This window comes from Novipirellula galeiformis, assembly GCF_007860095.1.
Lineage (GTDB): Bacteria > Planctomycetota > Planctomycetia > Pirellulales > Pirellulaceae > Novipirellula > Novipirellula galeiformis.
On the sequence record NZ_SJPT01000003.1, the window covers coordinates 773,331 to 785,314 of the forward strand.

Annotated in this window: 9 protein-coding genes; 7 read left to right on the forward strand and 2 right to left on the reverse strand. The window is 55.7% G+C overall.

Annotated elements, in window-relative coordinates; genetic code table 11:
- Positions 1-77 precede the first annotated feature (77 nt).
- The 5 genes from Pla52o_RS10750 (at position 78) to Pla52o_RS10770 (ending at position 5,351) form a co-directional block, all read left to right on the forward strand.
- On the forward strand, positions 78-1,109 hold the full coding sequence (locus Pla52o_RS10750) for an AAA family ATPase (protein ID WP_449289958.1): 1,032 nt from the start codon (positions 78-80) through the stop codon (positions 1,107-1,109).
- A gap of 68 nt (positions 1,110-1,177) precedes the next feature.
- The gene (locus Pla52o_RS10755) at positions 1,178-2,053 is read left to right on the forward strand and encodes a DUF58 domain-containing protein (protein WP_146594577.1); all 876 of its coding nucleotides are present in this window, start codon (positions 1,178-1,180) and stop codon (positions 2,051-2,053) included.
- Between the two features lie 44 nt (positions 2,054-2,097).
- Positions 2,098-3,186: a protein BatD gene (locus Pla52o_RS10760; protein ID WP_146594578.1), complete on the forward strand. Its 1,089-nt coding sequence runs from the start codon at positions 2,098-2,100 to the stop codon at positions 3,184-3,186.
- Positions 3,186-4,274, forward strand: coding sequence for a vWA domain-containing protein (locus Pla52o_RS10765; RefSeq protein WP_146594579.1), 1,089 nt, complete (start codon positions 3,186-3,188; stop codon positions 4,272-4,274). Before Pla52o_RS10760 ends, Pla52o_RS10765 begins: the two co-directional genes overlap by 1 nt.
- A gap of 30 nt (positions 4,275-4,304) precedes the next feature.
- On the forward strand, positions 4,305-5,351 hold the full coding sequence (locus Pla52o_RS10770; protein ID WP_146594580.1) for a vWA domain-containing protein: 1,047 nt from the start codon (positions 4,305-4,307) through the stop codon (positions 5,349-5,351).
- 442 nt (positions 5,352-5,793) lie between these two features.
- Here the strand turns inward: Pla52o_RS10770 and Pla52o_RS27890 are convergent, their stop codons facing one another.
- Positions 5,794-6,435: a pentapeptide repeat-containing protein gene (locus Pla52o_RS27890; protein WP_146594685.1), complete on the reverse strand. Its 642-nt coding sequence runs from the start codon at positions 6,433-6,435 to the stop codon at positions 5,794-5,796.
- Between the two features lie 121 nt (positions 6,436-6,556).
- Here Pla52o_RS27890 and Pla52o_RS10780 point away from each other — a divergent pair, with 121 nt between their 5' ends.
- Entirely contained in the window at positions 6,557-9,292 is a 2,736-nt protein-coding gene (locus Pla52o_RS10780; RefSeq protein WP_146594581.1) for a BatD family protein, read from the forward strand.
- A 121-nt stretch (positions 9,293-9,413) separates the two neighbouring features.
- Here Pla52o_RS10780 and lpdA read toward each other — a convergent pair whose 3' ends face one another.
- Positions 9,414-10,805, reverse strand: a complete 1,392-nt coding sequence (lpdA, locus tag Pla52o_RS10785) for a dihydrolipoyl dehydrogenase (RefSeq protein ID WP_146594582.1) — start codon at positions 10,803-10,805, stop codon at positions 9,414-9,416.
- 206 nt (positions 10,806-11,011) lie between these two features.
- Here lpdA and Pla52o_RS10790 point away from each other — a divergent pair, with 206 nt between their 5' ends.
- Positions 11,012-11,953, forward strand: coding sequence for a UPF0104 family protein (locus Pla52o_RS10790; RefSeq protein WP_146594583.1), 942 nt, complete (start codon positions 11,012-11,014; stop codon positions 11,951-11,953).
- The last annotated feature ends 31 nt before the right edge of the window (positions 11,954-11,984 follow it).

An 11,984-nucleotide genomic window follows, 5' to 3' on the forward strand; every position in this document is an offset into this window, starting at 1 on the left:
CGAATCGGGCTCCCTGCGACTCGGAAAAAGGGGCCGCGAAAATATGACAGTGCAATCCATGGGGAAATCAAAAAACAATGTTTGAATCAAATGCGGCGGATCATGACAGCGCCGACCCGCAACCGATCGCCGACAAGCAATTGGCCGAGAAAATCGAGCGACACGCCGAACCGATGCAGCGACTGGCCCACGAGGTTGCCAAAACCTTGGTCGGCCAACAGGTGCTCGTCCATCGTATGCTCGTCGGGCTCTTGACCGGCGGACACCTGTTAATCGAAGGGGTCCCAGGACTGGCCAAGACGACGGCGGTGGCAACGTTATCCAAAGCCATCCACGCGGATTTTCAGCGTCTACAGTTCACTCCCGATTTATTGCCCGCCGATTTGATTGGGACGCAGGTGTATCGCCCTGCACAACAAGAATTTGTGGTTCAAAAAGGGCCGATCTTTGCCAACTTGATCCTGGCCGACGAAATCAATCGTGCTCCGGCAAAGGTGCAAAGTGCGCTGCTCGAAGCGATGCAAGACCGTCAAGTCACGATCGGGGGTGAGACGTTTCCGTTGCCTAATCCGTTTCTTGTCATGGCGACGCAAAACCCGATCGAGCAAGAGGGGACGTATCCTTTGCCCGAAGCGCAAATGGACCGTTTTATGATGAAGGTGGTCGTCGACTATCCAACGCGAAACGAAGAGCTCGAAATCCTCGCTCGGATGTCTCGCACGCGCCGTGTCGAAGAGGTGACCGCCGTTACCACGCCCAGCGAAGTGATGCAGGCACGCGATTTGGTCGACATGGTGTTCGTCGATCAGCGGATCGCCGAATACATCGTCGATTTGGTGATGGCCACTCGCAAATGTGAAGCGTACGGCTTGTCGATTTCCCAGTGGATTCAATTCGGCGCTTCGCCGCGTGCGACCATCAACTTGACGTTGGCGGCAAAGGCTAATGCGTTTTTGCATCACCGCGCCTACGTGACTCCCCAAGATGTAAAGGACATCGCGATGGACGTCCTTCGCCACCGCGTCATGATCACGTACGAAGCTGAAGCCGAAGAGAAAACCAGCGAGCACATCGTACAGATGATTTTGGATGCGGTTCCGGTTCCATAGCAAGGTTTCGGTTCCTTCGCGAATCGTCTCGTTCGTTTTCTTCCCCGTTCCTCGATGACTCACTCACTTTGATTCCTCCTGACATCCTTAAGAAAATTCGTCGGATTCAAATCCGCACGTCTCACGTCGTGGACGATCTGCTCGCCGGTGGATGGCATTCGGCGTTCAAGGGACGCGGCATGGAATTCGAAGAAGTCCGTCCCTATGCGATCGGTGACGATGTTCGTACGATCGACTGGAACGTGACGGCGCGTGCGGACCAGCCCTATGTCAAGTTATTTCGCGAAGAACGCGAAATGTCGGTGCAATTGCTTGTCGACATCAGCCCCTCGCAAACCTTCGGGACCAACACACAAACGAAACGCGAATTGATCGCAGAACTCGGTGCCACGCTGGCGTTTTCTGCAATTAAAAACAATGACAAAGTCGGACTGACGCTGTTCTCCGATCGAGTCGAAAAGTCGATCCCGCCACGCAAAGGCACACGTCACTGCTTACGATTGATTCGAGAACTGCTGTATTGCCAAGCGGAGAACCGGGGAACCGATGTGACCTCGGCGATCGAACACCTCAATCGCACCTCGCATCGGCGAATGGTCGTTTTCTTGATCAGCGATTTCCAAGATGAACATTGTGAAAACACTTTGAAAGTGGCGCGTCGCCGCCATGAAATCATTCCCGTGGTCGTGCGAGACACGCGAGAAATGACGATGCCCAACGTTGGCTTGATCCGCTTGCAAGACGCCGAGACGGGGCAAATCGTCAGCATGGACACGAGCAGCACACGAGTGCGACGCGCGTACGAGGAAGCGGTGCGACAGCATTTCGAAAATCTCCAAGCCTCGTTTCGGCGGATGCGGATGCCTGCGATCTACCTCGAAACCGGCCATGACTTTGTGCGCCCACTGCAACAGTACTTCCATGCCCGGGAGCAACAGCGGTGATTCGATTGGAAACGTCCCAACGTCGCCTAAATTGCGGCGCAGCCGTGGAACGCAAAACAGCAAAACTCAAGATGCGGCGGGATTCATTGACGCTCGTCCTCCGTCGCGCATTTGTCCCGCTCGGCGTGATCGTCGCCATCATGATCTCGCTGGCTCGCGCACACGCCGCCGACCACGATACCAACAAGCACGATGCCGACAAGACCGAGACCGCGGTCAAAATTACGGAGTCGATCGATCGCACCACCACTAAAGTGCTTGAGCCGATTGTGTTGACCCTCGCCGTGGTCGCGCCGGTCGACTCGGAAATCGATTTCCACGACGCCCCCGAAACGCTCGGGGCGTTTCAAGTCGTCGGGGTCACCGATTCTCCTGGGCTGCCATTGCTCGGCGATGCGAATCGAGGTCAACGCCGATGGACGAGACGTCTGGTGCTGGAAACGTTACAAGTCGGGGAACAAGAGATCCCATCCATCGAGGTGACCTATACAGCAGGCGACTCCGCCGCGTCGAAACCGCGCGTGCTACGTACCCAGCCGATGACAATCCAAGTCGAAAGCGTGCTGACCGGTGACGATCAACCGCATGCGTTCCGGCCGATGAAAGACAAAATGGTTGTCCCGCCGCCCCAAAAGTCGAGTCGATCGATCGCGGGAATACTCACAATCGCAGTGCTCGGACTCGGTTTACTCGCGATTGTGATCCGGCTCCAATTCCGCAAACGGGCTACGGCAAGCGCGGTGGCGTTGCAGAGGTTGTCGGCACTGGACGCGCGTCGCAATTCGTCTGAGTTTGATCCGAAATGGAGCTACGTCGAATTGGCCGGGATCGCGCGTGACTTTGTCATTTCACGCGATGGAATGAACCCGTTGGTAATGACCACGGACGAAGTCATCCGCTACATCACGACCGAATGTTCGATCTCGGCTGATTTGCAAACGCCGCTGGTGGAACTGTTGCTCCAAGCCGATCAATTCAAGTTTGCGCCGCATCGGAGCGATGGAGCGGAGATGGCCGAAAAGGTAAAGCACGCCGAACGATTGGTGCGTGAACTGATAGACCGTTTGCCCACGGCAAGTAGCAAGCCTTCGCTCGACGGCAAGCACGTTTCAAGCAACAAGGAGGGAAACTGATGTTTGAAAGTCCTTGGTTCTTGTGGTTGCTGTTGATCGTGCCGGTGATTGCTTGGCAAATGTTTCATCGCAAACAAGCTTGGTCGATTACGTTCAGTTCGACGCGTTTGGTTTCCGCGATCCGCCCTTCGTGGCGTCAACGGATCGCTTGGCTTCCGGATCTGCTAACGCTGTTAGCGCTTGTGGCCATGATCGTTGCCTTGGCGCGGCCTCGGATGGGGCGAGAGCAAACGGTGATCGATTCCGAAGGCATCGCCATGGAGATCGTCGTGGACCGTAGTGGCAGCATGCAGGCGATGGACTTCCAAATCGATGGCCAGCACGTTGATCGTTTGACCGCGATCAAGAATGTCGCCAGCAGCTTCATCAAAGGAGACGAAGTCGAAGCCGCCGAAGGTGGAATTACGGGACGAGCGAGTGATTTGATTGGTTTGATCACGTTCGCGGGCTATGCCGATGCGATGACGCCGCCGACACTTGACCATGCCTTTTTGCTCGCTCAATTGAACCACGCGAAAATTGTCACTCAGCGTGACGAGGATGGCACGGCGATCGGCGATGCGATCAGCTTGGCAGTGGAGAAGTTGCAATCGCTGGATGCTAGCGAAAAGAGCGCCGTCAAGAGCAAGGTGATCATCTTAATGACCGATGGCGAGAACACGGCGGGTGAGTTCGATCCCGTTCAAGCAGCGGAATTGGCCAAAACGATGGGCATCAAGGTTTATGCCATTGGCGTGGGGACGAAAGGGCGCGCCCCGTTTCCGTCTCGACATCCCTTTACCGGCGAAGCCACCGTCCAGTGGATGGATGTCAATATCGATGAAGAAACGCTTCGCAAGATCGCTGAAACCACGGGAGCAGAATACTTTCGGGCAACCGATACGAAGTCGCTAACGGCGATCTATGACGCGATCGATCAGCTGGAGAAAACGAAAATCGAGTCCCATCGATTCACCGACTATCAAGAGTTGGCGGTCCAGTCGTTTACGTGGAATGCCCTCTCCTTTCCACCGATTGCCTTGCTCGCCCTGTTTTTGATCGCCGCCAGTGTGATGGTGAAACATGGTCTGATTCAAACCTGGGTTTAAAGCGACGCAAGGAGAGAGAGAAAGAAGCAAATGGAAATTCAATACGGAAACCCTTGGGCACTGAATTGGCTATGGCTCGCCTTGGCGTGCTTGGCCATGGTGATCGTTGCTGCGGTGCGGACGCGAATGCGGTTGCGAAACTTCGCCAGCGACAATTTTATGCCACGACTCTTGCCCCCTCGGCATCGTTTGCTCGTCATCACGCGAGCGATGTTGATGCTGATGACGTTCGTCCTACTGACGATTGCATTGGTCGACATTCGCTGGGGGAAAGTATGGCGTGAGATTCCTCAAAAGGGAATTGAAGTGATGTTCGTCCTCGACGTGTCACGCTCGATGTTGGCCGAAGACGTCACGCCGAATCGACTTGGCCGGGCCAAACAGCAAATCAACGACATGTTGGAGGTGATGGGAGGAGACCGCATTGGTTTGGTGGTTTTTGCTGGGGAAGTTCGGCAAGTGGTTCCGATGACCAATCATTACGATGACTTCCGTCGCTCACTCAAGGAGGTCGATACCAGTTCGATCCGTCGCGGTGGTTCGCGATTGGGAGACGCCATCCGTGTCGCCACCAATGGATTTCTAAGCAAAACGCTTGACCACAAAGCGATGGTCATTTTGACCGATGGCGAGGACCAAGAGAGCGAACCGGTTAAGGCTGCCAAACAGGCCTACCAGGATCATGGCATTCGGATCTTTACCGTTGGTCTCGGGAATCAACAGCAAGGAGCTCGCATTCCCAGCGGACGCAATGCCGACTCAAGCTACTTGCAATACGAAGGCGAGCAAGTTTGGTCGAAACTCGACGGAAAAATATTGCAAGCGGTCGCGACCGAAACGAACGGGGCCTTCATCCCCGCCGAAACGAAACAGGTCGATATGGCGAGTGTCTATCGTCAATATGTTGCCAAGGTGGACCAGCAACAATTTGAAACGGCAAAGATCAATCAGTATGAAGCGAGGTTCCAGTGGTTCCTGGGACTGGCGCTGCTGAGTTTCCTATGCGACGTGTTCGCGGGTCACTGGATGCCCAAACCATCAGGCGACCCTTTTCATCACGAGGGAAAAACGAGATGAATTCGGTATTGAACTATTGTCGATTTTGCGTTTGCATTCTTGGCTTCACCGCTTCCGCGGCGGGCGAAGGCGTCACGCCTAGCGATCTCGACCGCTACAACGATGCCGTTGAGATGTGGGTTAGCGGCGAGACCGATCGTGCCCGCCAAACGTTTGAGCAGCTCAGCGGATCGGAGCGGGACGAGATTGCAGCACGTGCCCGCTACAACCTGGGGAATTTGCGTTATGCCGAAGCATTGCAAACGCTGCAAAGCGATGCGAATCAAGCGGTCGCCTCGCTGCAAGACGCGATCACGCTTTACCGTAGCGCGCTGGAGATCGCGCCCTCGGATCAAGACGCACGTGCCAATGTCGAGTTGGCGATGCAATTGATTTCACAATTGCAACCACCGCCGCAAAAGCAACCGAACTCCTCCGATCAAGAGCCACAAGAAAACCAAGATCAAGATTCGCAATCTCCGCCTAAACAAGAGTCCGAAAAACAAGAGTCCGAAAAACAAGAGTCCGAAAAACAAGAGTCCGAAAAACAAGAGTCCGAAAAACAAGAGTCCGAAAAGTCAGAGTCCGAAAAGTCAGAGTCCGAAAAGTCAGAGTCCGAAAAGTCAGAGCCCGAAAAGTCAGAGCCCGAAAAGTCAGAGTCGCAACAGGACTCAGGGCCCCCCAAAGAATCGGAGGAACAAAGCGACCCCCAGCCCGAATCCTCCGCAGCGGAGCAAGCCGAGAAGGACACCCCGGGCGGGACTTCGATGCAAGCGTCACAGGATTCCTCCGAGTCGGAACCGTCCCAACCGGAGCAAGCCGAAGGGGATGAAACGGAGCCAAGCGAGAGAAATCCGAGCCCATCCGAGCCTGAGTCGCCGGACAATACCGCTGCTGAGAATCCGTCATCTACAAACGAGCAAGGCAGTGATTCGCAATCAATGCAGGATGATCCGGCCCAGCAACAGCAAGACGCTCCCACCCCGTCGGACGCCGACACTCCGCAGGAGTCGGCATCCGACGGCAAACTTTCCGCTGCCAATGCCGCGTCCCTGGAGGCCCAGGAAGGGGGCGATCCTGGGAAACCGACCTCCATGGGCATCATGACTCAGGATGAAGCGAACAAAATGCTGCAAGCGATTCGCGATCGTGAATTGCTTCGCCGCTTACGAAATCAACGTGCACAACAACGCCGTCATGTTCCTGTCGACAAGGATTGGTAAGCCATGAAAATTCTTTCGAACCTTTCATTGAACACGGTTTTCGCGGGCTGGTTTTTCGTTGCCTGGGTTTCCGTTTGTCACTCCGCCGCAGTTGCCGGTGAGGTCCAAGTCGAGTTGTCCTCGCAACAAACCTACGTTGGATTTCCGATCACGCTGCAGATCGAATTTAATAACGTGGCAAAGCACGAACGCCCAGAACTTCCCGAGCTCGATGGGCTCAAAATTGAATCCGCTGGCGTGCCGTCACGGCGATCGCAATTCTTCAGTATCAATGGTCGTCAAACGCAAAGCGAATCGATTACCTATTCGTTTTCAATTACCCCCGAGCGTGAGGGAGACTTTGTCATCCCCGCGTTGACGGTCTCGTACGATGGCCGCAAGGAATTGACCGAGAGCCTACGCTTTTCCGTTTCCAAGAACGAGGTGAGCGATTTGGCATTCGCCGAGATCACGGGAGATCGTCCAAGCGTTTATGTGGGCGAGTCAATCGAATTGACGCTGAAGATTTGGATCAAGCCCTTCCACGACGAAGCCCATCGCGTGACCCTTTCCGAAGGTGATATGTGGAGTCTCATTTCCAATCAAACCGACTGGGGACCGTTCGCCGATCGCATGCAAGAGTTGGCCGAAAACCGCCAACGCCCTGGGGGCGAACTCGTCAAACGCGAGGATGCCGAGGGGAATCCAGCGTCCTATTATCTGTACGAGATTGACGCCCCGACCTATCCGCAACGCGCCGGATCCATCGATGGATCAAGTTGTCGCATTGTGATTCGCTATCCCACCGAACTACAACGTTCACGAAATCCGCTGTCGGATTTTTTTGACGATTCCTTTGCGCCGTTTGGCACGCGGTTGGCAATTACAGGAATGCGGCCGGTGATTGCCCAAGCGGAGGTCGCGCCGATCGAAATCAAATCGATCCCCACTCAGGGTCGCCCCGCGAATTACCGAGGTGCGGTTGGAAAGTACGAGATCTTTACTCAGGCATCCCCGAAAAAGGTCAAAGCGGGAGACCCGGTCACCTTGAACATCGCAATCCGCGGCGACGGGCCCATGGATCTGGTTCAGCCTCCACCGCTCTCCGAACAAGCATCGCTGGTCAAGGATTTCAAAGTCGCCGACGAAGCGTTGGCAGGATTGGTCGACGGGAAACAAAAGTTATTTACGACGACGATTCGCCCATTGTCCGAGTCGGTCCGCGAGATTCCGCCCATCACCTTTAGCTTTTTCGACCCCAGCGAAGAGCGGTTTGTAACGGTCCAAAGCGAACCGATTGCGGTGTCAGTCACTCCTGCGGACACGCTCTCGTTTGACAACATCGTCGCGAACTCCGCCCCATCCCAAGCCGATCCGAATCAAACCAATGCGAATCTAGATTCGCTCAATGGCTCACCGCAAGTTTATCCTGTGGACGAACTGCTTGTTTCCCAAACGCCCGCCGCAATGTTGAGCAAATTCGTTTGGACCGGTATTGCGCTGCCTCCATTGGCCTTTGCATTCACCCTACTGCTTGCGCGTCGGGGCGTCTTCATTGCCGGATTGCGTCGCTGGCTAATGCCGATGAAACAATTCGAGAAACAGTGTAACGTTGCCGCCGCTCCTACGGATTTAAGCGAGACGATGCGCCAGTTCTTGATGGCCCATTGGAAACTTGAGGATGCGGATGAATCACGATTGGTCGGACATTTGCGGCGGCGCGGGGATGGCGAATTGGCGGTACGACTAGAGAGTTGGTTTGATCGATGTCGTCAAGCCGAGCATGGCATCTTGCTGTCCGAAGCGGGATCCAATGCCCCCGCGAACCTCGACAATTTGAAAACGGAAGCCAGTCAGTTGGCGGCATTGTGTTTGAAGCGAAGGAGCAAGGGGGCGGCGGAGTCGTTGCGTTCGGCGACGCGGCGCTCAAAGGTGGCGATGCGCGTCATGGGAGGATTCGGAATTTTGACGCTCGGATTATCGCAACCGATTCATGCGACGGAGCAATCGAAGCTGAATCTCGAACAACAACGCGAGATACTGCAGGAAGCGGAAACAATTTATGATCGCGGCTTAACCGAGTTGAGAAGCGATCCAGACCAAGCGGTCCGCGATTTCACGTTAGCAGCCACGAAGTACCAAGCGGTCGTCGATGCGGGAATCGAGCGTTCGAAACTTTATTACAACCTAGGGCACAGCTATCGACGAAGTGGATCGATGGGGCTCGCCGTCGCCAGTTATCGGCGTGCGATCTTGCTCGACCCCGACAATCCGGCGTTGTTAATCGCCCTGCGCGACGCACAGCGTGAGTTTGCTTCGGCGAATAGCGCGGCGGAAATGCAATTCAATCGGCGCACACTCACTCAGCAAATCGTTGCACTCCTGTTCTCGTGGGTGCCCCGATACTGGGTCTTGTGGAGTGCGATCCTGGCCTGGGGTGTGGCCTGGGTCATAATCGCGAGAGGGGCTCTGGCTCGGCATCCAACGGGATGGTCCTCCGCGATCGCTTGCATGTTGCTTGCGGTGGCATTGGGCGGATCGGTCTGGGCTCATGAATGGAGCTTGCGTGATCCGGAGGCGGCGATCGTTGTGGTCGCCGATGCGGGGTTGCGATCGGTCGATGACGAGCGTGTGGCGATCGAGGGCCCATCCCTACGCGAAACCAGCGAAGTGATCGTCCGCAAGCGGCGTGGTGACTGGGTCAAAGTCACCACGCCGGATCACCGAACGGGTTGGCTCAGGCGTACCGATATTCGCTAGTACATTTTTAATTTCAATGTAGCGTCCCTCGCCTGTCGGGATGCAGGGCCAGCCCATCACAAGCCAGCCCATCATAAGTCGGCCGGTGGGAACCGGCCCTACGAAGCGTGCGTGGCGTCCTTTAGACCGTATGGATCGCTCGACCGGCTACCGCGAGTGCGGCCTCGTGAACGGCTTCGGAGAGCGTCGGATGCGCGTGACAGGTGCGAGCGATATCCTCGCTGCTGGCTCCGAACTCCATCGCGGTCGCCGCTTCGGCGATCAAATCGCCCGCCCGGGCTCCGATGATGTGCACGCCAAGCACGCGGTCGGTTTTCGCATCGGCAAGAATCTTGACGCGTCCATCGGATTCGCCAAGCGTATGGGCACGCCCATTGGCACCAAACGGACAGATCCCTTTCTTGTATTCGATGCCGGCTTCCTTTAATTGCTCTTCGGTTTGGCCAACCATCCCGATCTCAGGATGGGTGTAAACGACCGCGGGGATCACATCGTAATTCATGTGACTCTTCATCCCCACCATGCGTTCGACGCACACGATCGCTTCTTCCATCGCTTTGTGAGCGAGCATTGCTCCGCCGATACAGTCGCCGATCGCGTAAACGCTTTCAAGCGAAGTTTGGAATTCTTCATTGACGCTAATGAAGCCCCGTTTGTCCGTTTCCAGACCGATCGCTTCGAGTCCAATGTTGTCAGTCGCCGGAGTGCGGCCGGTCGCCAACAACACGCGATCGGCGCGCAGGGTTTCCCCTCCTTTGATTTTCACGACACACTCATCGCCCTCGCGTTTCGCGGAATCGACGAAGGTGCTCGTACGAATATCCAAGCCTTGTTTCTTTAACGTGCGATGGGCAAGTTGGGCGACCTCGCCATCGATGCCCGGCATGATGCGGTCGAGCGCTTCCAACACGATCACTTTGCTACCGAGTCGGTTCCAAACGCTACTCATTTCGAGACCGATGTAGCCGCCACCGATCACGATCAATCGTTCCGGGACATCGGGGAATGACAACGCCGTGGTGCTGTTTCCAATTCGGTCGCCGTCTTCTTCGATGAAGCTCAGTCGTGCCGGGCGGCTGCCGGTACAGACCAGAATCTGGTCCGCTTGGACGAGGACGGGTTCGTCACCGTCGACCTGGATCGTTTCGTTGTCCTTGAATTTGCCGCGGCCGCGATAGGGCGTCACTCCTCGCTTTTTAAACAGCATGTCGATGCCACCGGTCAGCGTATCGACGATTTTTTTCTTGCGAGTCATCATCGCGTCGAGATCGAATTGCAGCCCGTCCAGCTTGATTCCGTGGGCCGAGAATCCGTGTTTTGCCTCATGGTACAGATGGCTGGATTCCAACAAGGCCTTGCTCGGAATGCAACCGACGCGCAAACAAGTGCCACCGAATTGGTTATTTTCATCGATACAGGCAACATCGATCCCGAGTTGTGCGGCGCGGAGTGCGGCAACGTATCCTGCGGGACCACCGCCAAGCACTACTAATTCATGTCGAACTGTTTTCATGTTTCTGTTTGCGGGCAAAGGTAGAAGGGAATGTCCAGGGACGATGGGTTGAAAGAACGGAGATTTCCAGGGGCTACAGTTTGGCAAACCAACCACCAGTTCGGCTACCGGGCTAGTTTCTTTAGCGGGCTTGCCGAAAGCGTTCGATAGGGCACAATTGGACCCTACGATCCCTCTCGAACTCTATCGCTCAACCGAGCCTCACCTTGCCCAAACGAAAACTACGTGCGATCGCCGGCCCTGCGTTTGCATGCCTGCTGTTTCTGTTGGCAATCAAATTGCTGTGGCGTGAAGCCCATGAGGTGACTTGGGCTGACTTTAAGGGCGGATTCACTGGAGTTCCGGCAATTTATTTGGGCATCGCAACCTTCTTGATCGCGCTGAACTACGGCCTGCTGATCGCCTACGATTTGCTGGCCCTGCGGTACATTTGTCGCTCCTTGCCGCTGCGGCGAGTCGCCTTGGTCTCCTTTCTCGGCTTCACGCTGGGCAACAATCTAGGCACTTTTATGGCCGGGGCGCCGATTCGATACCGTTTTTATTCCCGTTGGGGATTAACCGCACGGCAAATCGTCGTCTTGATCTCGATTTGTGGATTGACGTTTTGGAGCGGCTTGTGGTTTCTTGGCGGTGTCGTTTTGGTTTCGGTGCCGATCACCTTACCCGCCTCGGTCCAGTTGCCGTTCGGAACCCAAACGCTCGGGGCGATCTTGCTCTGCCTGGCGACTGGCTATGGTGCGGTTTGTTGGCTATGGCATAAACCATGGCCGATCGGTGAACTTCACCTGCGGCCACCGGGCTTTGGGTTGATGGTCGTCCAAGCCTCCGTCGCCGCGGTCGACCTGCTGATCTCCGCAACCGCACTTTATCTGGTCCTTCCGATCGAGGCGGCGGTGCCGTTCGCTCACGTGTTGGCCGCCTATTTGGTGGCAATCGCGATCTCGCTGTTGACTCAAGTCCCCGGCGGATTGGGGGTCTTAGAAGTCATCTTGGTGACGCTACTAAAGGGGACCGTGGGCGATTCGGTGCTCGCTTCGGTACTGATTTTCCGAATTCTGTATTATGTGCTGCCATTAGTCTTTGGCATGATCACCCTGGCCGCTCACGAGATCTTCAGTGGTGCGGTAGTGGCACGCCGGGCTGATTGACGCCAACACGATTTTCGAACCCCAACGGAAC

Excerpts from the sequence above, each read along its gene's own strand:
- Pla52o_RS10750 (WP_449289958.1), top strand. The coding sequence starts at position 78 with ATGTTTGAATCAAATGCGGCGGATCATGACAGCGCCGACCCGCAACCG.
- Pla52o_RS10765 (WP_146594579.1), top strand. The coding sequence starts at position 3,186 with ATGTTTGAAAGTCCTTGGTTCTTGTGGTTGCTGTTGATCGTGCCGGTG.
- Pla52o_RS10770 (WP_146594580.1), top strand. The coding sequence starts at position 4,305 with ATGGAAATTCAATACGGAAACCCTTGGGCACTGAATTGGCTATGGCTC.
- Pla52o_RS27890 (WP_146594685.1), bottom strand. The coding sequence starts at position 6,435 with ATGATGCCCATGGAGGTCGGTTTCCCAGGATCGCCCCCTTCCTGGGCC.
- Pla52o_RS10780 (WP_146594581.1), top strand. The coding sequence starts at position 6,557 with ATGAAAATTCTTTCGAACCTTTCATTGAACACGGTTTTCGCGGGCTGG.
- lpdA (WP_146594582.1), bottom strand. The coding sequence starts at position 10,805 with ATGAAAACAGTTCGACATGAATTAGTAGTGCTTGGCGGTGGTCCCGCA.